The organism is Actinomadura rugatobispora, from assembly GCF_055379765.1.
Window position 1 is genome coordinate 5,712,952 of the sequence record NZ_AP029191.1, and the last position, 21,267, is coordinate 5,734,218.

20 protein-coding genes are annotated in these 21,267 nt (G+C 72.9%); 13 read left to right on the forward strand and 7 right to left on the reverse strand.

Annotated features, from left to right (window positions below):
* Positions 1-48: 48 nt before the first annotated feature.
* On the reverse strand, positions 49-1,785 hold the full coding sequence (locus ACZ466_RS25540) for an alkaline phosphatase D family protein (RefSeq protein ID WP_378281509.1): 1,737 nt from the start codon (positions 1,783-1,785) through the stop codon (positions 49-51).
* A gap of 182 nt (positions 1,786-1,967) precedes the next feature.
* On the opposite strand from ACZ466_RS25540, the gene ACZ466_RS25545 reads away from it, so the two are divergent.
* Complete coding sequence (locus ACZ466_RS25545; RefSeq protein WP_378281508.1) at positions 1,968-2,780, forward strand: class I SAM-dependent methyltransferase; 813 nt, start codon at positions 1,968-1,970, stop codon at positions 2,778-2,780.
* On the opposite strand, the gene ACZ466_RS25550 is transcribed toward ACZ466_RS25545, so the two are convergent.
* Both ACZ466_RS25550 and ACZ466_RS25555 read right to left on the reverse strand, forming a co-directional pair.
* Entirely contained in the window at positions 2,725-5,436 is a 2,712-nt protein-coding gene (locus ACZ466_RS25550) for a PEP/pyruvate-binding domain-containing protein (RefSeq protein WP_378281507.1), read from the reverse strand. The genes ACZ466_RS25545 and ACZ466_RS25550 overlap by 56 nt on opposite strands.
* A gap of 92 nt (positions 5,437-5,528) precedes the next feature.
* Complete coding sequence (locus ACZ466_RS25555) at positions 5,529-6,290, reverse strand: SDR family NAD(P)-dependent oxidoreductase (RefSeq protein WP_378281506.1); 762 nt, start codon at positions 6,288-6,290, stop codon at positions 5,529-5,531.
* A gap of 170 nt (positions 6,291-6,460) precedes the next feature.
* Between ACZ466_RS25555 and mshA the strand changes: the two genes are divergently transcribed.
* The 3 genes from mshA (at position 6,461) to ACZ466_RS25570 (ending at position 9,319) form a co-directional block, all read left to right on the forward strand.
* Positions 6,461-7,780 carry a D-inositol-3-phosphate glycosyltransferase gene (mshA, locus tag ACZ466_RS25560; RefSeq protein WP_378281505.1) on the forward strand — a complete coding sequence of 440 codons (1,320 nt, stop codon included), beginning with the start codon at positions 6,461-6,463 and terminating at the stop codon, positions 7,778-7,780.
* A 151-nt stretch (positions 7,781-7,931) separates the two neighbouring features.
* Entirely contained in the window at positions 7,932-8,453 is a 522-nt protein-coding gene (locus tag ACZ466_RS25565) for a type III secretion system chaperone family protein (RefSeq protein WP_378281504.1), read from the forward strand.
* 32 nt (positions 8,454-8,485) lie between these two features.
* Positions 8,486-9,319: a phosphoglyceromutase gene (locus ACZ466_RS25570; RefSeq protein WP_378281503.1), complete on the forward strand. Its 834-nt coding sequence runs from the start codon at positions 8,486-8,488 to the stop codon at positions 9,317-9,319.
* A gap of 221 nt (positions 9,320-9,540) precedes the next feature.
* Here ACZ466_RS25570 and phoU read toward each other — a convergent pair whose 3' ends face one another.
* Complete coding sequence (gene phoU / locus ACZ466_RS25575; protein ID WP_378281502.1) at positions 9,541-10,203, reverse strand: phosphate signaling complex protein PhoU; 663 nt, start codon at positions 10,201-10,203, stop codon at positions 9,541-9,543.
* Between the two features lie 301 nt (positions 10,204-10,504).
* Here phoU and ACZ466_RS25580 point away from each other — a divergent pair, with 301 nt between their 5' ends.
* From ACZ466_RS25580 to ACZ466_RS25590, 3 genes are all read left to right on the forward strand, one after another.
* A complete protein-coding gene (locus ACZ466_RS25580; RefSeq protein WP_464043961.1) occupies positions 10,505-11,827 on the forward strand; it encodes a sensor histidine kinase in 1,323 nt (440 codons plus the stop codon).
* Between the two features lie 65 nt (positions 11,828-11,892).
* Positions 11,893-12,036 carry a hypothetical protein gene (locus ACZ466_RS25585; protein WP_464043962.1) on the forward strand — a complete coding sequence of 48 codons (144 nt, stop codon included), beginning with the start codon at positions 11,893-11,895 and terminating at the stop codon, positions 12,034-12,036.
* Between the two features lie 5 nt (positions 12,037-12,041).
* Positions 12,042-12,713 (forward strand): winged helix-turn-helix domain-containing protein, encoded by a 672-nt coding sequence (locus tag ACZ466_RS25590; RefSeq protein WP_464044026.1) that lies wholly within the window; start codon positions 12,042-12,044, stop codon positions 12,711-12,713.
* An 81-nt stretch (positions 12,714-12,794) separates the two neighbouring features.
* Here ACZ466_RS25590 and ACZ466_RS25595 read toward each other — a convergent pair whose 3' ends face one another.
* On the reverse strand, positions 12,795-13,811 hold the full coding sequence (locus ACZ466_RS25595) for a hypothetical protein (RefSeq protein ID WP_464043963.1): 1,017 nt from the start codon (positions 13,809-13,811) through the stop codon (positions 12,795-12,797).
* A 131-nt stretch (positions 13,812-13,942) separates the two neighbouring features.
* Entirely contained in the window at positions 13,943-14,692 is a 750-nt protein-coding gene (locus tag ACZ466_RS25600) for a hypothetical protein (RefSeq protein ID WP_378288209.1), read from the reverse strand.
* Positions 14,693-15,042: 350 nt separating this feature from the next.
* Between ACZ466_RS25600 and ACZ466_RS25605 the strand changes: the two genes are divergently transcribed.
* Both ACZ466_RS25605 and ispF read left to right on the forward strand, forming a co-directional pair.
* On the forward strand, positions 15,043-15,525 hold the full coding sequence (locus ACZ466_RS25605; RefSeq protein WP_285701713.1) for a CarD family transcriptional regulator: 483 nt from the start codon (positions 15,043-15,045) through the stop codon (positions 15,523-15,525).
* A gap of 22 nt (positions 15,526-15,547) precedes the next feature.
* Complete coding sequence (gene ispF, locus ACZ466_RS25610) at positions 15,548-16,054, forward strand: 2-C-methyl-D-erythritol 2,4-cyclodiphosphate synthase (protein WP_378288210.1); 507 nt, start codon at positions 15,548-15,550, stop codon at positions 16,052-16,054.
* A 324-nt stretch (positions 16,055-16,378) separates the two neighbouring features.
* On the opposite strand, the gene ACZ466_RS25615 is transcribed toward ispF, so the two are convergent.
* Complete coding sequence (locus ACZ466_RS25615) at positions 16,379-17,080, reverse strand: DUF2637 domain-containing protein (RefSeq protein WP_378288211.1); 702 nt, start codon at positions 17,078-17,080, stop codon at positions 16,379-16,381.
* 96 nt (positions 17,081-17,176) lie between these two features.
* On the opposite strand from ACZ466_RS25615, the gene ACZ466_RS25620 reads away from it, so the two are divergent.
* From ACZ466_RS25620 to cysS, 4 genes are read left to right on the forward strand one after another with little or no spacing between them, the layout of a single operon-like run.
* A complete protein-coding gene (locus ACZ466_RS25620) occupies positions 17,177-18,424 on the forward strand; it encodes a homogentisate 1,2-dioxygenase (RefSeq protein ID WP_378288254.1) in 1,248 nt (415 codons plus the stop codon).
* A gap of 59 nt (positions 18,425-18,483) precedes the next feature.
* On the forward strand, positions 18,484-19,314 hold the full coding sequence (locus ACZ466_RS25625) for a DUF6585 family protein (protein WP_378288212.1): 831 nt from the start codon (positions 18,484-18,486) through the stop codon (positions 19,312-19,314).
* 44 nt (positions 19,315-19,358) lie between these two features.
* Positions 19,359-19,745, forward strand: coding sequence for a PPOX class F420-dependent oxidoreductase (locus tag ACZ466_RS25630; protein ID WP_378288213.1), 387 nt, complete (start codon positions 19,359-19,361; stop codon positions 19,743-19,745).
* Positions 19,746-19,783: 38 nt separating this feature from the next.
* The gene (gene cysS / locus ACZ466_RS25635; RefSeq protein WP_378288214.1) at positions 19,784-21,181 is read left to right on the forward strand and encodes a cysteine--tRNA ligase; all 1,398 of its coding nucleotides are present in this window, start codon (positions 19,784-19,786) and stop codon (positions 21,179-21,181) included.
* Positions 21,182-21,267 lie beyond the last annotated feature (86 nt).

Below are 21,267 nucleotides of genomic sequence, written 5' to 3' on the forward strand. Positions count from 1 at the left end.
TCTCCTTCTCACCTCGTTCTTTTTATAGCCAGCCAGCGTGAGCGGTGCTCAGTGGGTGGCGCCGTCCAAGGTGCGGGTGCCGCGGTTCATGGTCGTGAGGCTGGGGCGGCCCTCGCCGACCCGGAACGTGCGCAGCGTGAGCAGTTGCGGTGTCTCGGGGGTGCGGATCGAGCGGACGGCCTTCATCGTCGCCGTGATCCCCGACGGTGTCACGTCCATGACCACGTAGCCGTGCGCGGCGGAGTTGAAGTACTCCAGGTGCGGGTTGCTGCCGCGCAGCGCCCACGTCAGGTCGGTCTCCGGCGGCACGATCAGCCCGCCCTGCCCGAACGTCGCCATCTCCACGAAGTTCGCCGAGGTCACCGAGCCGCCCAGCAGGCTCACCCCCACCGGGTCCTGGGACGGGTCGTCGAAGTCGGGCCGCAGGTACCCGGCGCCGAACGAGTGCAGGTCCCCGGTGATCGTGACCAGGTTGTCCACGTCCCGGAACGCGGTCAGCAGCCGCTGCCGCTCCACCGGGAACCCGTCCCACTGGTCGAGGTTGAGGAACACCGAGAAGCGCCCGCCGGACGTGGCGCGGGCGGGCAGGTCCGGGAAGAGCCGCTTCAGGTAGAGGTCGAGCAGCTTGAACTGCATGCACATCACCTCGTTCCCCCACACCTTCCAGGTGGCGGTGGAAGAGGTGATCTGGTCGGTGAACCAGGCGCGCTGCTCGGCGCCGAGCATGGTCCGCTCGGGGCTCAGCCGTTCCGGGCAGCCCGGGGTCGCGTACATGTCGAGCAGCCCCAGCCCGCACGGGGGCTTGGACCGGTAGGTGCGCTCGTCGGTCAGCACCAGGTCCATGAGCCCGCCGAAGCGCAGCGTCCGGTAGGCGGTGAGCGCCCCGGTCGGCCCGCCGGACGGGTCGAAGCGGGCACCGGCCGTCGAGTACTCCGACCACGCTTGGACCGAGGCCAGCTTCCGCTCGGGCGCGTAGTTGGCGGCCTCGTCCTCGGTGTCGGTGTCGTAGGCGCCGTAGGAGTCGTTGGCGAACTCGTGGTCGTCCCACATCTGGATCACCGCGAACCGCTCGTGCAGCCGCTGCAGGTCCGGATCGGACCGGTAGGTCTTGTAGAGGGCGCGGTAGTCGCCGAGGGTCTGGGCGGTGGTCCGGCCGCTCGGCAGCGTGATCTCGCGGACCTGGGCGCCCTGGAAGCTGGAGTCGGCGGTCGTCTCGTAGATGTAGTCGCCCAGGTGGACGACGAAGTCGAGGTCCTCCTCGGCCAGGTGCCGCAGCGCCGTGTAGTGGCCGTTGGTGTAATCCTGGCAGGAGATGTAGCCGAACCGCAGGCCCGCCGGGGACGATCCGGGGGCGGGCAGCGTGCGGAAGCGTCCGGTGCGGCTGGCGGTGCCGCCGACGATGAAGCGGTAGTGGTACGTCGTCCAAGGGCGCAGGGCCCGCGCCGCCACCCGCACCTTCACGGTGTGGTCGCGCCCTGCGGCGGCCGTGGTGACGCCGCGGACCAGCGGGGCGGCGAAGGACGCGTCGGCGGCGATCTCGTACGCGACCCGTCCGGCGGCATCCGGGGCGACCCGCGTCCACAGGACCACCCCGTCGGGGGACGGGTCGCCGGACGCCACGCTCTGCGGGAACACCTGCGGCGCCCGGAGACCGTTCCGCACCTGGAACAGGCGGGCGACCTCGTCCGGCGGCCCGGCCGAGGCGGGCACCGCCTCGCCGACCGACCAGGTCACCGCGGCGGCGAACGACAGGCCCAGGAACGTACGGCGGGACACCTCGGACACGGGGACCTCCGGGGGGCGAGGCGCGGCGGGGGACGGAGAACAGTGATCGACCCTGACGCTCCCGAAGGATCACCCGGTTATCAACAGGTGTCCGGCGCCCGGCGGTGACCGGAACCGGCAAACCACGGCACAATCGCAGCGTGGTCCCCACGCGCAAACCCCACGTGAAGCCGCAGGGAGCGGTGACCCGTGGCACCACCGCGCCCAACCGGCTGCGCCGCGTGGACCGCTGGATCGCCGCCACCCAGGCCGCCGGGCCGCTCCGCGCCGCCCGCGCCCCGCTCGCCGTCGACCTGGGGTACGGGGCGTCGCCGGTGACGACGGTCGAGTTCTACACGAGGCTCCGCGTGGTGGCCCCGGGCCTGGAGGTCGTCGGCATCGAGATCGAGCCCGACCGGGTCGCGGCCGGTCAGGCCGTGGTGGCGGGCGGCGCGTACGAGGGCCTGTCGTTCCGGCGCGGCGGCTTCGAACTCCCGGTGGAGCGCCCGCCCGTGCTGGTGCGGGCCTTCAACGTGCTGCGCCAGTACGAGGAGCCCGCGGCCTGGCGGGCCTGGGACGATCTGCGCGCCCGGCTCGCCCCCGGCGGCGTCCTGGTCGAGGGCACCTGCGACGAGATCGGCCGCCGCGCCGTCTGGGCCACCCTGCCCGCCGGGTCCGAGGAACCGGCCACGATCACGTTCGCCGCGCACCTGGCCACCCTGGAACGGCCGTCCGACCTCGCCGAACGCCTCCCCAAGACGCTCATCCACCGCAACGTCCCCGGCGAGCGGGTGCACGCGCTCCTGGCCGACTTCGACCGCTGCTGGGCGGCGGCGGCCCCGCACTCGGCGTTCGGCCCCCGCGCCCGCTGGATCGAGGCGGTGGCGCTGCTGTCCCGCACCCGGCCGGTGATCACCCGGCCCCCGTACGGCGGGCGGGCCCGATGGCGGCTGGGCGAGGTCACCTTTCCCTGGTCAGCAGTCGCACCCGCCGGCCCTTCTTCCCCGCGCCGCTGAGGATCTCGACCGTTCCGCGCTCGCCGTCCACCCGGACGCGGTCGCCGGTGCGCAGCCGCACGGTCGCGTTCCCGCAGCCCAGGACCGCCGGGACGGCCAGCTCCCGGGCCACCGCCGCCGCCCGCGACAGCGGCGCGCCGACATCGGTGACCAGGGCGCCCGCGCGCGGCAGCACCAGCGTCCAGCCGGTGTCGGCCACCCCCGTGACCAGCACCTCGCCCGGCGCCAGCGCCGCGGCCTGCTCGGGGCCGTCCAGCACCCGCACCGTGCCCTCCACGACCCCCGCGGCGCCGGGCAGGCCGCTGGTGGCGGCGCCGGCGGCCGGCTCGGGCGGGAACCCGGCCAGCGGCTCGGTCGCGTCGTGGAAGTCGGTGCGCCGCCCGCGGCTGCCCGCCCACCCGACCGGGTCGAACCGGCCGCGGATCAGGACCGGGTACGGGGCCAGCGCCGTGTAGCGCTCGTGGGTCCGGCGGCGCCGGGCCGCCAGGTCCGCCTGGGCGGCCCCGGCGTCGCCGTCCAGCACGGACAGGACCTCGTCGATCGTCAGGAAGAACACGTCGTCGTCGCCGAGGCCCGTCAGCTCCCCGGCGCGGCGCAGGAACGCCCGCACCACCGCGTAGATCCGCAGCACCTCCGACAGCGCCGACTCCCGGTCGTGCGCGGCCCGCGCCCACCGGCCGACGCGGCGCCGCGTCGCGGCCACCTCGCCCGGGTGGCGGTCCCGGAACCGCCGCCAGGCCGCCCGGCCCTGCTCCCGCCGCGCCCGCAGCCGCTCGTCCGCCTCCCGGCCCGACCCGGCCGCCAGCTGCTCCTCCAGCCACGACGGGTCCTCGGCCGTGCGCGGCATCGAGATCTCGAACTCGTGCGGGCCGCGATGCCCCCACCCGCGCAGGTAGACCGGCTCGGTGATCTCGCCGCGGTGCAGCCGCGCGAGGCCGTCCACCGGGCCCAGCGCGGCCGGCGCGGGCCCGTCCGGCTTCCGCAGCCCGGACAGCATCGCGTCCGCGTCGCCCTCGCCCACCAGCCGGTCCAGGTCGCGGCGCAGCGCGACCGCCGGCGGCGCGCCCTCCCGCCGCGCCGCCGCCAGCATGTGGCACGCCTCGACGAAGAACGGCTCCAGCTCGTGCCCCCACAGGTGCAGCAGGGCGCCCGGATCGTCCTCCCGGTCGATCCGGTCGCGCAGCTCCGCGCACCGCCCCGGCGACGACTCCAGGAAGCCGGGGAGCCGCCTGCGGAGGGCCCGGCCGCGCCGCGCCGCCCTCGCGGCCTTCGGCAGCACCTCGCGGGCGATCTCCGCCCGCGACATCGGCAGGCTCGGGATCTCCGCCTCCGGCGGCAGCCTGCCGAAGGACTCCTCCAGCAGGCTCTCCCGCGTGCCCCTCCCCATGCCCAGGGACGAGGCGCCGGCGAGCGCCGCCGCCACGCTGAGGTCCATGTAGAGGCGGCCGCCGATGTTGCCGTACGCGCGATACCCGCCGAGCCGGGGCACGGCCAGCGTCTCGTCCATGAACAGCCGCACCAGCGACCACGTGGACGGGGTCATCACGTCCGGGACGGCCTCGGCCAGATCGCCGTTGGACCACAGGTGGTCACCGGCCAGGCTGTCGTTCCACGCCTCCGTGGCCGACTCGGCGAATCCCGTGCTCGCGGGCGCGGCCTCGCCGCGTTCCGCCCCACCCGTGACGGGAAGGGCCACGAGGATGTACGGGTAGCCGTCGTGCAGGGCCCACTCGACGCTCACCGGCTGCCCGAACAGCGCCTCGGTCCGCTCGCCCAGCCGCGCCAGGGCCGCCGCCTGGTCGTCGTTCAGCACGGGCTCGTGCCGCCACCGCTTGGGCACCGGCTCCTCCACCACCGGCGGGCCGTCGGGACGCTCGGAGGCCACCGTCATCGTCGTCTTCTCCGCGATCCGCCGCTCGACGACGTGGCCGCTGCCCTTCTCCACCGTGTACACGTCCGGCGTGACCCGGCCGGTGATCACCGGCTCGCTCAGCCCCCACGCGGCGTTCACCACGATCCGGCCCGTCGCCGGCCGCCGCCCGGCCGCGGGGGAGCCCGGCGCGACCGTGGTCATCATCCCGGCGGCGTCCGCCCGCACCATCGACTGCACCAGCACGGCCATCGCCACCCCGTCGTGGTCGATGCCGTTGCGGATCCGGTACTCCAGGGCGCGGGCCGACCACAGCGACGCCCAGCACCGCCGGACCGCCGTCACCAGCGCCGCCTCCCCGCGCACCCACAGGACGGTCTCGTACAGGTCCGCCGGCGAGACCGCCTCCGGCACCGTCCCGGGCGGCGGCGACGACCGCACCGCGACCGGGTGGTCCTGCTCGCCCAGGCCCGCGTACGCCCAGCGCACCTGCGCCGCGATCTCCATCAGCGGCTCGTACGGCTGGAACAGCTCCGCGATCCGCCGCGCCGCGGCCTCCGCCGTCGCCGGCAGGTCGGGATCGACCCGCGCCGCCACCGACAGGATCGGGTCCCGCAGCCGGTGGAAGTCCACGAAGTAGCGGTAGGCGTCGGTGGTGAGGTGGAAGCCCTCGGGGACCGGCAGGCCCGCCGCGGCCAGCCTCGCCAGCATCGCGCCCTTCCCGCCCACCGTGGCGGGACCGGCTCCGGCGTCGTCGAGCGGCAGTACGAAGGTCCGCTGGGTCATCTCGCGCTCCGTCCCCGAAAACTCCCCCTCTTCGGAGTCGCATACCCGGGAACGGGCGGATGATCCTTACCGGAGCGAACCGGGCGGCGGGCTCAGCCGGTGCGGTGCACCTTCTGCGCGGTGGCCTGGACGCGCGGCTGCACGTCGATCCGGTCGATGTTGACGTGCGGCGGCCGGGTCACCGCCCACGCCACGCAGTCGGCGACGTCGTCGGCCACCAGCGGCTCGGGCACGCCCTGGTACGGCTTGGCGGCCTTCTCCTCGTCCCCGCGGAAGCGCACCAGCGAGAACTCCTCGGTCTTCACCAGCCCCGGCGCGATCTCGGTGATCCGCACCGGCTCGGCCACCAGCTCCAGCCGCATGACCTCGTTCACCGCGTAGGCCGCGTGCTTGGCCGCGTTGTACCCGGCACCGCCCTCGTACGGCTGGTGCGCCGCCAGGGAGGTGATGTTGACGACGTGCCCGGCGCCGCTCGCGATCAGCCCGGGCAGCAGCGCCTTGGTGATCCGCAGCAGCCCCAGCACGTTGCTGTCGTACATCGCCTGCCAGTCCGCCGGGTCGGCCTCGGCCACCGGGTCCAGGCCCAGCGCGCCGCCGGCGTTGTTGACCAGCACGTGGCAGTCGGCGACCGCCGCCGCCAGCGCGTCCACCGACGCCTGGTCGGTCACGTCGAGGGTGGCCGCCGCGATCCGGCCCGCGCCCGGCACGCTCCCGGAGATCTCCTCGGCCAGGGCGTCCAGCCGCTCCCGCCGCCGGGCGGCCAGGACGACGTTGAAGCCCTCGGCGGCCAGCCGCCTGGCCGTCGCCGCCCCGATGCCGCTGCTCGCACCCGTCACCACCGCCGTCTTACGCATGCGTCCAAGCCTCCCAGGCCCCGGCGGGCGGACGAACCCCCGGGGCGCCCGCGGATACCGACCGGCTGACCGGGACAATCACCCTGAACGGCCATTGAAAGGTAAAGGAGCCCCATATCGGGGGAACACCGACCCCGATCGGTAGGTTGCAACACTGGAGGTGGTGTCGGGTGCCGCGTCGTATCAACCGGGTCGCGACGGTCAGCGTTCACACATCGCCGCTCGATCAGCCGGGCACCGGCGACGCGGGCGGCATGAACGTCTACATCGTGGAAGTGGCCAGGCGGCTGGCGGCACGAGGCATCGAGGTGGACATCTTCACCCGCGCCACCTCGCGGGCCCTCCCGCCCGTCACCGAACTCGCCCCCGGCGTCCTGGTGCGCAACGTCGTCTCCGGCCCGTTCGAGGAGCTGGAGAAGACGGCGCTGCCCCGCCACATGTGCGGGTTCACCTCGGGCGTGCTGCGCGCCGAGGCGTCCTACGACCCCGGCCACTACGACCTCGTCCACACCCACTACTGGCTGTCGGCGCAGGCCGGGCAGGCCGCCAAGCGGCGCTGGGGCGTGCCGCTCGTGCACTCCATGCACACCATGGCCAAGGTCAAGAACCTCGCCCTGGCCGACGGCGACACCCCCGAGCCGGACGAGCGGGTGACCGGCGAGGAGGAGGCCGTCACCGCCTCCGACCAGCTCGTCGCCAACACCGCCGAGGAGGCGCGCGAGCTCATCGACCTCTACGGCGCCGACCCCGCCCGCGTCGCCACCGTCAGCCCCGGCGTCGACCTCTCCCTCTTCCAGCCCGAGTCGGCCCTGCTCTCCCACGGGTCGGAACGGCTCGCCGGCGGCACCGGCACCGCCCGGCACCGCCTCGGCCTGCGCCCCGACGCCTACGTCCTGCTGTTCGTCGGCCGGATCCAGCCGCTGAAGGCCCCCGACGTGCTGCTGCGCGCCGCCGCCCGGATGCTCGCCGACGACCCCGCCCTGCGCGAACGGCTCGTCGTGGCCGTGGTCGGCGGCCCCAGCGGGAGCGCCCGCTGCCGTCCCGAGGGGCTCCAGTCGCTGGCCGCCGAGCTGGGGATCACCGACGTCGTGCGGTTCGAGCCGCCCGCGCCGCAGGGGGAGCTCGCCGACTGGTACCGGGCCGCCGACGTGACCGTCGTCCCGTCCCACAGCGAGTCGTTCGGGCTGGTGGCGGTCGAGTCCCAGGCGTGCGGCACCCCGGTCGTCGCGTCCGCCGTCGGCGGGCTGCGCACCGCCGTCCGGGACGGCGAGTCCGGGATCCTGGTGCGCGGCCACGACCCGGCCGGCTACGCCGCCGTCCTGAGCCGCCTGCACGCCGAGCCCGCACGCCGCGCCCGGCTCGCCCGCCACGCCGTCCGACACGCCCGAAACTTCGGCTGGGACGCCACCGTGGACCGCCTCCTGGAGGTGTATACCGGTGCCTTGTCCCATCTCGACAGGGCCACCCTTCCCGCGGAGGTGACAGCATGACGGAGCGAAGCGAGGGCATGCTGTCGGTTTTGCCGGGGGGTGTGGGGGGTCGTCCCCCAACAAGGAGGACAGCATGACGGAGCGAAGCGAGGGCATGCTGTCGGTTTTGCCGGGGGGTGTGGGGGGGGCGTCCCCCAACAAGGAGGACAGCATGACGGAGCGAAGCGACGTCGGCCAGGATCACGGGGCCGTGATCGAGGAGACGCTGCGGGCGTCGGAGCTGGAGTACGACACCCCCCGGCCCGGGGCGTTCTTCGTCAAGCTCCCCGGGCAGCGCAAGCTCGCCACCATGACGTGGCTGATCATCGGCGACCACAGCCTGCACGTCGAGGCGTTCTTCTGCCGCCGTCCCGACGAGAACCACGCCGAGTTCTACCGGTTCCTGCTGGAGCGCAACGGCCGCATGTACGGGGTCGGCTTCGCCCTCGACGAGGTCGGCGACGTCTACCTGGTCGGCCGGGTGCCGCTGGCCTCCATCAGCCCCGACGAGATCGACCGGCTGCTGGGCTGCGTGCTGACCTACTCCGACGAGAACTTCGACAAGGCCCTCGAACGCGGCTTCAAGTCCTCCATCCAGCGCGAGTGGGACTGGCGGGTCAAGCGCGGGGAGAGCCTGGCCAACCTCCAGGCGTTCGCCTCGTTCGCCGACCCGGCCAACCGCACCGACGGCTGACTCCCGGGTCGCCGCCTATAAGCTTCGGTGTCATGGCGACCTTGGTATTGCTCCGGCATGGCGAAAGCGTGTGGAACGCCGAAGGGCTGTTCACCGGGTGGGTGGACGTCGACCTTTCCACGAAGGGCGAGGGCGAGGCGACCAAGGGCGGCGACCTGCTGCTCGACGCCGACATCACGCCCGACGTGGTGCACACCTCGCTGCTGAAGCGGGCCATCCGCACCGCCAACATCGCGCTGGACGTGGCGGACCTGCTGTGGATCCCGGTGCGCCGCTCCTGGCGGCTCAACGAGCGCCACTACGGCGCGCTCCAGGGCAAGAACAAGGCGCAGACGCGCGAGGAGTACGGCGAGCAGCAGTTCATGACCTGGCGCCGCTCCTACGACACCCCGCCGCCGCCGATCAAGGACGACGACCCGCTGTCGCAGGTCAACGACCTGCGCTACGCGGGGCTGCCGTCCGAGCTGATCCCGCGCACCGAGTGCCTGGCCGACGTGGTCGACCGGCTGCTGCCGTACTGGTACGACTCGATCGTGCCCGACCTGGCCGCCGGCCGCACCGTGCTGGTCGCCGCGCACGGCAACTCGCTGCGCGCCCTGGTCAAGCACCTGGACGACGTCTCCGACGACGACATCGTCGGCCTCAACATCCCCACCGGCATCCCGCTGGTGTACGAGCTGGACGACGACTTCGCCCCGCTCAAGCGCGGCGGCGAGTACCTCGACCCGGCCGCCGCCAAGGCCGCCATCGAGGCCGTCAAGAACCAGGGGGCCTCCGGCGCGGCCGCGGCGCCCGCCGCGTCCGCCCCGGCGCCGGGCAAGGAGCCCGCCAAGGGCAGGGCCGGCCGGGGCCGCAAGAAGAAGTAAGGCCCCGGAGGCTCTGAACAGCCTCGGAGGCCCTACGACGAATACCTGCCTGGAGGCGCAGGGCGGCTCCTGCGAAAGACCGCCCTGCGCCTGCAGGTGCATGCGGTGCCTGAGCGTACCCGCGTACCGCCGCGCAAACCAGGCCGGGGTCCCGCTTGCTCGGGACCGTGCCAGGACCGTGCCAGGTTCGGGCGTGGACGAGGGGCACCCGCAGGGCGGCCTCAGGGCAGGTCGACGATCTCCGCCGGACGCTGCCCCGTCACCAGGTAGACGACGTTCTCGGCCACGTGCACGGCGTGGTCGGCGAAGCGCTCGAAGTACCGTCCGGCCAGGGTGATGTCGACCGCCGGCTCCACCCCGTGCTTCCACTTGGGCGACAGCAGGATGTCGAACAGCCGGCGGTGCAGCTTGTCCATCGCGTCGTCGTCGGCGTCGAGCTCCAGGCCCATCTCGACGTCCTTCGAGGCGATCACGCTGCCCGCCTTGGCGATCATGCGTTCCGCGATCTGGCCCATCTCCAGCACCGTGGCCTGCAGCACCGGCGGCACCGCGGACTCGGGGTGCCGGCGCCGGGCGGTCTTGGCGATGTGCACCGCCAGGTCGCCCATCCGCTCCAGGTCACCGCTCATCCGCAGGGTGGTGATGAGCGTGCGCAGGTCGCCGGCCACCGGCTGCTGCCGCGCCATCAGGTCGAAAACGGTCTCCTCGATCTCCGCGTCGATCTTGTTGACGTTCTCGTCGCCGCTGATGACCTCTTCCGACAGCCGCAGATCGGCGTCCAGCAGCGCGGTCACCGCGCGGGCCATCGCGGAGCGGACCAGCCGGGTCATCTCCACCAGCTTGTCGGCGAGGGAGTCGAGCTCCTCGTGGTAGGCGTCGCGCAATTCGTGTCCCCAGGGGTGAGATCGAGGGCGTTGGAGGGCTAGGAGGGCGTTCGGGCGATTCGGACGATTCCGACGAGATTCTCGAGGGTTCCGAGATTCTCCCAGACAAGGGCGGAACCGGGCGGTACGGGTGGGACGAGGGTGGTGCGCTCGTCCGGCCGCCGGGCGGACTCGCCCAGCGCACACCTTGCCCCACCTGCATGAACCAACCCGAATAAAGAGGTGAACTTTGGGCGAACGCGCCCGCGTTACCAGGCCCCATAGTGCAGGAACGGACCGTCGGGCACTTACGATCCAGGATGTGGAGGTCGAGATTGTCGCAGGCCTGGCCGGGCTTGCCGGGCTCGCGATCGGGCTCGCGACTGGATTGGCGGTGCGCGTGAGCGAGCGAGCCCAGCGTGTGGCGGTCCCGGCGACGCCCCAGGGCGGGCTGCCGCCGGGCGTGGCCTCGGTGCTGAGCGTGCTCCGCTCCTCCGCCGTCGTCGTGGACGCCGAGGACATGGTGCTGCGGGCGAGTTCCGCCGCGCGCGCGTTCGGCATCGTCAGCGGTGACCGGCTGGTGGTGGACGAGCTGCTGGCCATGGCCCGGCTGGTGCGGCGCGACGGCGAGATCCGGGAGACCGAGATACAGGTAGGCAGGTCCCGCGGCCGGCACCGAGCCGACGGGCGGTGGTTCGCGGTGCGCGTCGCGCCGCTCGGCTCGCACGGGCTGGTGCTGGTGCTGGCCGAGGACCTCACCGAGATGCGCCGGGTCGAGGCGATCCGGCGGGACTTCGTGGCCAACGTCAGCCACGAGCTCAAGACCCCGGTCGGCGCGCTGTCGCTGCTGGCCGAGACCGTGGAGAGCGCCGCCGACGACCCCGAGGCGGTGCGCCGGTTCGCCGGCCGCATGCAGCACGAGTCGGTGCGGCTGACCAACCTCGTCCAGGACCTGATGACGCTGTCGTGGATCCAGGGCGACGAGCCGCTGTCCGAGCTGCACCCGGTCTCCCTCGACGAGATCATCGTGGAGGCGATCGACCGCAGCCAGATCAAGGCCGCGTCCAAGAACATCGAGGTGACCGGCGGCGGCAAGGAGGGGCAGAAGGTCCGCGGCGACGAGGAGCTGCTCGTCACCGCGCTGCGCAACCTGATCGACAACGCCGTCGCCTACAGCCCCGAGAACACCCGGGTGGTGGTGTCCACCCGGCGCTGCGACGACCTGCACGTCGAGATCAACGTGACCGACCAGGGCATCGGCATCCCCGAGGGCGACCTGGAACGGATCTTCGAGCGCTTCTACCGGGTCGACCCGGCCCGCTCCCGCCAGACCGGCGGCACCGGCCTCGGCCTGGCCATCGTCAAGCACGTCACCACCAAGCACCACGGCGAGGTGACCGTCTGGAGCAAGGAGGGGTCGGGGTCCACGTTCACGATCCGGCTGCCGCTGCTCCAGCCGGCCCGTCCGCCCGGCGCGGCCCGCGCGACGGAGCCCGAACCGGACGACCGGCCCGCGCCGGACCCGTTCGACGGGGAGCCGCCCTCCGCGGGCCCGGCGGACGGCGACGGGCCGCCGCAGGCCCCGCCGTCCCGGCATCCGGGCGGCGCCGCCCCGGCCGCGTCCCGCACCCCGCCCGCCCCCTGAACGTCCCGACCCCGAACCCCGATTCCCCTGAGACCCTGAAGGACCGGCGCGATGACCAGGCACTCATGAACACTCCGACCGTGACCGCGGCGAACGCGGCCACCGCAGTCATGGACGCCGCGTTCGCGTTCACCGAGTTCGCGATCAACGAGAGCGACCGGCCCCGAGGGGGAGCCGTGAGCGAGACCGCCCGGGAGGCAACACCGTGACCCGTGTGCTCGTCGTCGAAGACGAGGAGTCGTTCAGCGACGCACTTTCGTACAACCTGCGCAAGGAGGGCTTCGAGGTCGCCGTGGCGGCCACCGGCCCCGACGCGCTGGACATCTTCGAGCGCAACGGTGCCGACCTCGTGCTCCTGGACCTCATGCTGCCCGGCCTGCCCGGCACCGAGGTGTGCCGCGAGCTGCGCGCGCGCTCGAACGTGCCGGTCATCATGCTGACCGCCAAGGACAGCGAGGTCGACAAGGTGGTGGGCCTGGAACTGGGCGCCGACGACTACGTCACCAAGCCGTTCTCCACCCGCGAGCTGATCGCCCGGATGCGCGCCGTGCTGCGCCGCCAGGGCGAGGTCGAGGAGCTGGCCCCCGCCATCCTGGAGGCCGGCCCGGTCCGCATGGACGTCGAGCGGCACGTGGTGAGCGTCGGCGGCGACGGCGTGCAGCTCCCGCTGAAGGAGTTCGAGCTGCTGGAGGTGCTGCTGCGCAACGCCGGCCGCGTGCTGACCCGCATGCAGCTCATCGACCGGGTGTGGGGCGCCGACTACGTGGGCGACACCAAGACGCTGGACGTCCACATCAAGCGGCTCCGCGCCAAGATCGAGGAGACGCCGTCCACGCCGCGGTACATCGTCACCGTCCGCGGGCTCGGCTACAAGTTCGAGCCCTAAGGGGCACGGCGAAACGACGCGGCCCGGACGGCGATTCCGCCGTCCGGGCCGCGTCGTCGTCCGGGCCGTGCCGGGTGCAGGTCAGTGGCCGCCCGCGGCCGGGCTCTCCGAGCCGCCGCCGGCCGGGGTCGCGCCGCCGGTGCCCTCGGGGGCGGGGGAGGCCGGCGCGGTCGAGGCGCCGGGCGAGGGGCTCGCGCCGTGGCCGCCGGGAGCGGTGCCGTGCCCGCCCGGGCCCTCGGGGGCCGGGGTGCCGTGGCCCTGGGACGCGCCGGGCGCCGGGACGCCCTCGGAGACCGCGGTGAGGCCCGCGTACTCGAACTGCTGCGGCACCACCGGCACCATCAGCTCGATCCCGCCGGCCTGCTCGAACCGCAGCTGCACGCGGATGTGCTCGCCGCCGAGCAGCCGCTCCTTCAGGCCCGACAGCACGATCAGCGGCGCCTTGGCACCCGGCTGCGCCGTCGCCGTCCCGCCGGTCGCCGCGGGCGAACCGCCCGGCGACGGGGACGTCGTCGCGCCGGCCTCGGGCCGCCCGGTCGGCTGGCCCGTGGCCTCGCCGGTGGGCCGCGCGGTCGCGCCGCCGCTCGGCTGGGCGGTCGGCTGCGCGGTCGTCCCGCCGGTGGGCTGGGCGGAGGGCGAGCCCTCCGGCCGCGGCGAGCGCGTCCCGGTGGGCTGCCCGGTCGGCTGGCCCGCCGGGGCCTGCCCGGTCAGCGCCACCGGCACGCCCTCGCCGGACGGCCGCGCGGGCGGCAGCGTGACGGCGTCACCGGTGATCCGCACCTGGGCGAAGTCGGGCGAGCTCACGCCGACCAGCCGGTCCTGGCGCCCCTTGACCTGGTTGATGATCGTGCCGTACAGGGGCACCGAGGCGCCCGCGTTGAACATCTGGTCGGGCTTGGGGCCGAGCAGGAACATGTTGCGGATGTCGACCTGGGCGGGGGCGGCGTTCTCGGGCACCGAGGCGTTCACCCCCTCGGTCAGGCGGGTGGGTGCGGCGCTCTGGGGTTCGCTGCCGGCGCCGCAGCCGGAGATCACCGGTGCGATGGCGACGGCACCCGCGATGGCGAGTGCGACCACTCGACGGCTGTTTCGGATCACGGGCGTCGATCTCCTCGCGAGGGGGCGTTGGAAGGCTGTCAGGTTGGCGAGATACGCCAGGGGAAGCCTAGCGAGGTCAGGCGTGTGATCCGGTTCGGGGGGTACTTTCCGGTTCCGCGCGGTACGGGACGCTAGCTCAGCGACTTGATCTTCTCGTTCAGATCGGCGCCCGGCTGGGGCGAGTGGATCACGTGCGTCACCACCCCGTCCGGCTGGACGAGGACCGCCGTGAGACCCGGGGAGCCGGGTGGTCTGCCATAGGTGCCCGCGAGGATTCCCTGGCCGTCGTCGACGACCCTGGGCGTGCCGCCGTGCGCGCTGCCGGCCAGCGCCTGGAGGTCCTTGAGCGTCTCGGCGGCGGGCGCGGGGTCCTTGCGGCGGTCGGCGGCCATCCAGAAGTTGAGCTCGTACTCGCGGGTGCGCGCGGCCAGCTCGGCCACGATCCGCTCGCATCCGCACGACGGGGGCACGATCCCGATCACGCCGGGGCGCAGCTCGCGCAGCGCGACCGTGCGGCGCTCCCCGCCGACCTCGGCGACGTTGCCGGCGGGCAGGATGCCGTTGACCCGTCCCGGCGGCGCGGAGGGGTGCGGTGCCAGCAGGCCGGTGGTGGGACGCGGCGCGGGGCGCGGCCCGAACACCGTCATCAGCGCCCCGCTGATCAGCGCGACCAGCAGCGCGCCCGCGATGATCGGGACGGCCACCCCGTACCGGCTGACCGGCCGCAGCAGCCGGCGGTTGCGGGCGCGGCGCCTGCGGCGGCGCTCCTCGCGGTGGTAGGCGACCACGTCGCGGTCGAGCTCGCGGGCGTCGTCCGGCACCACGACGTCGACCCGGGGGAGCCCGTAGTCGTCGGGATCGGGGTCGCCGTCTGGCCTCACGCCGCACCTCACTATCCTCGGGCCGCCCGCGCGTCAATACCCCTTCTGGCCCTTACGGGCGCTTCGTACCCGCGCGACCCGCCATGTTCACCTTCCAGTATGAGCCGCATCCGCCGCAGCGGCAGGGGGGAACCGGCACGAGTTCCGCACGCCCCGCGCGGACCCCGGAAGCGGTGCGTGACGGGGGTGTTTCCGTTGCCATTTCGCCGTCGAACAAGGCCCGAATGCACCCTCCATACCCTTTGTCAAGACCCCAATATGTGGGTTGACCTGCGGATATGTCGATAAGGTCGGTGCGGTCACCGCCGGGCCCGTGCTACCCTGGTAGTAGCGGAAGGGGTACTTGTCACATGACTTTCCAGGTCGGCGACACCGTCGTCTACCCCCACCATGGGGCTGCTCGGATCGAGGCCATCGAGACTCGCACCATCAAGGGTGAGGAAAAGACCTACCTGGTCTTGAAGGTCGACAAGGGCGACCTGACAGTGCAGGTTCCAGTGGAGAACGTCGAGGACGTGGGCGTTCGGGACGTCGTCGGCCAGGAAGGCTTGGAGAAGGTGTTCGAGGTGCTGCGCGCACCCTACACCGAGGAGCCGACCAACTGGTCGCGGCGCTACAAGGCGAATCTTGAGAAGCTCGCCTCCGGAGATGTGAACAAGGTCGCCGAGGTCGTCCGTGACCTGTGGCGGCGCGACAAGGAGCGTGGCCTGTCCGCGGGCGAGAAGCGGATGCTGGCCAAGGCTCGCCAGATCCTGGTCAGCGAGCTCGCGCTGGCCGAGAAGACCAACGAGGACAAGGCCGAGGCACTGCTCGACGAGATCCTCACCAGCTGAGTTGAACATCGGGCTGCCACGGGTGGGCGTCGGAACGGACGTCCACCCGTTCGCGCATGACGCGGACCGCCCGCTGTGGGTCGCCGGCCTCGAATGGCCCGGCGAAGGCCCAGGGCTGTCCGGCCACTCCGACGGGGACGTCGCCGCCCACGCGGCCTGCGACGCCCTGCTCTCCGCCTGCGGCCTGGGCGACCTCGGCGCCGTCTTCGGCACCGCCGACCCCCGCTGGTCCGGCGCCTCGGGCCCCGACCTCCTCGCCGAGGTCGCCCGCCTGGTCACCGCCTCCGGCCACACCATCGGCAACGTCTCCATCCAGGTCATCGGCAACCGCCCCAAGATCGGCAAACGCCGCGCCGAAGCCGAGAAGACCCTGAGCGAAGCCCTCGGCGGCGCCTCCGTCAGCGTCTCGGCCACCACCACCGACGGCCTGGGCCTGACCGGCCGAGGCGAAGGCCTGGCCGCGACGGCCGTGGCTCTCGTCTTGTCATTGTGGGGGGACGACCCCCCACACCCCCCGATACGGCGGTGAACGCCTCCTCCGCTCGCCTGGGGGCTCGCTGCGGACCCGCTCCCCGCCGCCTGCCCGTCCCTACACTCCGCTAGCGCTCCGCTCCGGGCCGGACAGTTTTCGGCGGTCGCCGTTGCGGTCGTTGCGGGGCTTGTCATTGTGGGGGAGACCTCCACAAGCCATGGGACGGCGCGGGGCGCTTCTTCGCTCGCCTGGGGGCTCGCTGCGGGATCGTTGCGCCTGTCCCGTCCCTCCGCCCCGGGCCGGGCAGTTTTCGCGGTCGCCGTCGCGGTCGTCGCGGGGCGTTGGCGGAGGGCGGCATCAACGCCGTGCGATGACCGTCGGCTAGTCGGTGGGTGGGGTGGGGGAGCTTCTGACGGAGCCTGATGGGGGGTCCCAGTCCCAGATCGGGAGGTCGGCCGAGGTGTCGATTCCCGTGGTCTCGGTGGGGTCGGGCTCGTCTTCTTCGTCTTCGTCTTGTTCGTCGGCCTTCGGGGTGTGCTTGTCCAGGGTGACCGGCATGATCATGTCGGGTTGGGTGGTGTTGGGCTCGGGTGCGGCGTCGGTGGGGTCCAGGGCCAGGGGCGGGGGCGTCGGTTTGGGGGCCGGTTCCTGGGGAGCCGGGGTGCTCCGGGTGGGGCGGAGGTGTTTGATCATGCGGAACCACAGCCAGACGGCGATGATCAGCATGATGTGGGGGGCCACCGCGACGCCGGCGCGTACCGGGTCGGCGGGGAGGGACGTGAAGCCCCACAGGGCGTGCTGGACGGCGATCGCGGCGGTGCCGGAGACCAGGAGCAGGAGGAGGGCGCCGCGCAGCCAGCGGGACCACCAGGGGGCGTTGCGGGCCACGATCAGCGACAGGATGGTCATCACGACCAGCGCGTCGGCCATGACCGGGTAGACCGGGGCCCAGCGGCGGCTCGCGCGGCCCGCCAGGGCGAACTCCCGCAGCAGGTCGTAGGTCAGCGCGAACGCGCCGCCGAGCAGGACGGCCACGACGAGGCCGGCGGCCGCAGTGAGGAGGGGGCGGGGGCGGTGGTCCATGCGGGTTCGTCTCCGGGGGCGTGGCACGTGATCTCCCTGGCGAGATTAGCCAGCCTCGGGGACGCATACTCCTAACTTCGGAGTGATCTTCTCGCGCTGTATCGGGTACGAGGCGGGTCGTACCGTTATGGGAGAGGGTTCGGTTCCCGTGGGGAGGCAGCGATGCCGTACTACAGGGTCGTGGGAGAGGTTCCGCGGAAGCGCCACGTGCAGTTCCGCCGCCCCGACGGGGGGTTGTACGCGGAGGAGCTGATGGGCGAGGAGGGGTTCTCGTCCGATTCGAGCCTGCTCTATCACCGGTACGCGCCCACGGCGATCGTGAAGAGCGAGGGCGTGGAGGAGGCGCCGGACGGGTCGGATCTGGTGCCCAACCATCCGCTGCAGCCGCGCGCCTACCGGACGCAGGACCTGCCCGCGGGCGGTGATCTGGTGCGGGGCAGGCAGGTGCTGTTCGGGAACGAGGACGTGCGGCTGTCGTTCGTGGCGGGGGACGGGGTCGGCGACCTGTACCGCAACTCGACGGGCGCCGAGGTCGTGTACGTCCAGGAGGGGGCGGCGCGGTTCGAGTCCGCGTTCGGGGTGCTGGAGGTCGGGAGCGGCGACTATGTGGTCGTGCCCACGGGGACCGTGCACCGGTGGGTGCCGCGGGGGCCGGTGCGGGCTCTGGTGATCGAGGGGCGGGGGCACATCCGGCCGCCCAGGCGGTACCTGTCGCAGTACGGGCAGTTCCTGGAGCACGCGCCCTACAGCGAGCGGGATCTGCGGGGGCCGGGCGAGCCGCTGCTGGTGGAGGGCGACCACGTGCCGGTGCTGGTGCGGAACCGGGGCGGGCTGTCGCGGCTGACGTACCGGCACCATCCGTTCGACGTGGTGGGGTGGGACGGCTACCTGTACCCCTACGCGTTCAACATCGGCGACTTCGAGCCGATCGTGAAGCGGACGCACGCGCCGCCGCCGGTGCACCAGACGTTCGAGGGCCCGAACTTCGTGATCTGCTCGTTCTGCCCGCGGCCGCTGGACTTCCACGACGAGGCCGTGCCGATCCCGTACAACCATCACAACGTGGACAGCGACGAGATGATGTTCTACGTCGGCGGCGACTACTCGGCCCGGCGCGGCTCGGGGATCGGGATCGGGTCGGTCTCGCTGCATCCGTCGGGGTTCACGCACGGGCCGCAGCCGGGTGCGGTGGAGGCCGTGGTGGAGGCGGTGAGGCAGGGCCACGACCGGACGACGGAGACGGCCGTCATGATCGACACATTCCGGCCATTGCGCCTCGGACCGGCGGCGCGGCGCTGCGAGGACCCCGAATACGCCTGGACGTGGGCGCGTGCGGCCGGATAACGCGCTAGCGTCGTACGAATTTCCCCGTTAACTGTAGAGAGTCGGGTAGTCGCACTTCCATGTCCTTTCCCCCTTCGGTCCTGGAACGGGCGGCCGATCGCAAGCTCGGGGAGCCCGTACGGGCTTTTGACGGGCGTGTCGGCCTCAGGCGCGCGCTGGTGTGGGCGGGGCCCGCCGTATTGGCCGGACCGGTGCTGGTCCTGGCCGCGGTGGTGCTGCTGGCCGCCGGGCACTCGGCGCTGGGGACGGCGTCGGCCGTCCTCGCCGTCGGAGCCGCGGGCGCGGTGGTCTCCTTCGCGCGGTCGCGGGGGATCGAGCCCGTCCGGGTGCCGGCGGAGCTGCGCTCCAGGAACCGGGTCGTGTACCTGTTCGGCGGCGGGTTCGTGGTGGAGCCGGGCGGCGCGTACGGGTGGGACGACCTGGTGTCGGTCGGCGTCTCCGGGGTGCGGCACGCCACGCAGGGGCGCACCAGGTACCGGTTCCTGGTGGTCGCGGCCGACGGGAGCGAGATCGTGCTGGACCGGGGGCTTCCCGACGTGCGCGACCTCGGTGAGACCGTGCTGATGGAGGTGGCCGGGCGGGCGCTGCCGAGGCTGCTGGAGCGGGTGCGGGGCGGTGAGACCGTGCGGATGGGGCCGTTCGAGGTCTGCGCGGAGGCCGTCGAGAAGGAGGGCGAGCGGCTCGCGTGGCCGGCGTTGGGGGAGGCGGGCGTCGACAACGGGGTGGTGTACGTCCGCACGCGCGACGATGTCTGCTCGCTGACGGCGATCGCGGCGCAGGTGCCCAACACGGTCGCGTTCGTCGAGCTGTGCCGTGCTCTGGCCGCCGGTGAAGAGGTCGGCGCGGGCGTCGGAGACGGCGAGGACGAGGACGCGGTCCCGCGTCCGTAGCATTCCCTGTGTCAAGATCGGCGAGAGCGACGAAGGAGAGAACCATGCCGCGCCCCCTGGACGACAAGGCCCGCACGCTGTTCAGCCCGCCGAACTTCGTGACGGTCGCGACCGTCGACCCGGACGGGGCGCCGCAGGCCAGCGTCGTGTGGGCGAGGACGGACGGCGACGCGATCCTGTTCTCGACCGTGAAGGGCCGCCGCAAGCACGCCAACCTGCTGCGCGACCCGCGGATCAACCTGACGGTGTTCGACATCGCCGACCCCTACGTCTACGCCGAGGTGCGCGGCACCGCCACGATCACCGACGACGCGGACGGCGCGCTGATCGACGAGCTGTCGCGCGCGTACACCGGGAACCCGTGGCAGGAGCACGGCCCGGCGGAGCGGGTGATCGTGCGGGTGACGGCGGAACGCCTCTACACGCGCTAGTCCCGGCGCGTGCGCGGGCCATCCCATAACCTGGTCGTGTGAGCCTGCGCCTTTACGACACCAGCACCCGTACCGTCCGCGCGTTCGAGCCCCTGGAAGAGGGCCGCGTGGGGATGTACGTCTGTGGTGCGACGCCGCAGGCCGCGCCGCACATCGGCCATCTCCGCTCGGGCGTCATCTACGACGTGCTGCTGCGCTGGCTGCGCCGGTCCGGGTACGAGGTGACCTTCGCCCGCAACGTCACCGACATCGACGACAAGATCATCGCGGTGGCGGCGGAGGAACGCGTGCCGTGGTTCGCGGTGGCCGAGGGCAACCAGCGGGTCTTCTCCCAGGGGTACGACCTGCTCGGCTGCCTGCCGCCGACGATCGAGCCGCGCGCCACCGGCCACGTGCCGGAGATGATCGTGCTGATGCGGCGGCTGGTGGAGCGGGGGCACGCCTACGCGTCCGGCGGGGACGTGTACTTCGACGTGCGGTCCTGGGCGGAGCAGTACGGGTCGCTGTCGAACCAGCGGCTGGAGAACATGCGCTCGGCCGGTGACACGCCCAACGAGGACCTCAAGCGCGACCCGCTCGACTTCGCGTTGTGGAAGGGGGCCAAGCCGGGCGAGCCGTCCTGGGAGACGCCGTGGGGCGAGGGGCGTCCCGGCTGGCACCTGGAGTGCTCGGCGATGGCGACCAAGTACCTGGGGCCGGCGTTCGACATCCACGGCGGCGGCGTCGACCTGATCTTCCCGCACCACGAGAACGAGATCGCGCAGTCCCGCGCGGCCGGTGACGGGTTCGCCCGCTACTGGCTGCACAACGGGCTGCTGACGGTGGACGGCGAGAAGATGAGCAAGTCGGTCGGCAACGTGGTGCTGCTGCCCGACCTGCTCGGCAAGGCCCGTCCCGCCGAGGTCCGCTACTACCTGGCCTCCGCGCACTACCGGTCGCTGATGGACTACACGGACGCGGCCCTGGCCGAGGCGGTGTCGGCGTACCAGCGGATCGAGGGGTTCGTGACGCGCGCGGCCGAGGTGGTGGGCGCGGGCGCCGAGGCGGAGAAGCTGCCGGAGGCGTTCGTCTCGGCGCTGGACGACGACCTGGGCGTCCCGCAGGCGCTGGCGGTCGTGCACGAGGCGGTGCGCGAGGGCAACAACGCGCTGGCGTCCGGCGACGAGGAGGCGGTGCGGCGGCAGCTGGCCGTGGTGCGCGCGATGACGGGCGCGCTGGGTCTGGACCCGCTGTCGGAGCAGTGGTCGCACGCCGGCGAGGGCGACCTGCGCTCGGTGGTGGACGCGCTGGTCGCGGTGGCGCTGGAGCAGCGGCAGGCGGCCCGTGCCCGCAAGGACTACGCCGCGGCCGACGCCATCCGCGACGGGCTGTCGGCGGCCGGGATCCTGGTCGAGGACACCCCGAACGGTCCCCGGTGGGAGCTGAAGCGGGGCTGAACGTTCCAGGTGGCCGCGGCGCCTAGAATCGAGTGTTCTGGGGGCGTCCGCCGATGCGCCGCCCTGAGCCGAGACGCAAGCGCGAG

What these genes read in the sequence shown, in the direction of transcription:
- ACZ466_RS25550 (WP_378281507.1), bottom strand. Translation starts at nt 5,436, where the DNA reads ATGACCCAGCGGACCTTCGTACTGCCGCTCGACGACGCCGGAGCCGGT.
- ACZ466_RS25555 (WP_378281506.1), bottom strand. Translation starts at nt 6,290, where the DNA reads ATGCGTAAGACGGCGGTGGTGACGGGTGCGAGCAGCGGCATCGGGGCG.
- ACZ466_RS25565 (WP_378281504.1), top strand. Translation starts at nt 7,932, where the DNA reads ATGACGGAGCGAAGCGACGTCGGCCAGGATCACGGGGCCGTGATCGAG.
- ACZ466_RS25570 (WP_378281503.1), top strand. Translation starts at nt 8,486, where the DNA reads ATGGCGACCTTGGTATTGCTCCGGCATGGCGAAAGCGTGTGGAACGCC.
- ACZ466_RS25585 (WP_464043962.1), top strand. Translation starts at nt 11,893, where the DNA reads ATGAACACTCCGACCGTGACCGCGGCGAACGCGGCCACCGCAGTCATG.
- ACZ466_RS25605 (WP_285701713.1), top strand. Translation starts at nt 15,043, where the DNA reads ATGACTTTCCAGGTCGGCGACACCGTCGTCTACCCCCACCATGGGGCT.
- ACZ466_RS25615 (WP_378288211.1), bottom strand. Translation starts at nt 17,080, where the DNA reads ATGGACCACCGCCCCCGCCCCCTCCTCACTGCGGCCGCCGGCCTCGTC.
- ACZ466_RS25625 (WP_378288212.1), top strand. Translation starts at nt 18,484, where the DNA reads ATGTCCTTTCCCCCTTCGGTCCTGGAACGGGCGGCCGATCGCAAGCTC.
- ACZ466_RS25630 (WP_378288213.1), top strand. Translation starts at nt 19,359, where the DNA reads ATGCCGCGCCCCCTGGACGACAAGGCCCGCACGCTGTTCAGCCCGCCG.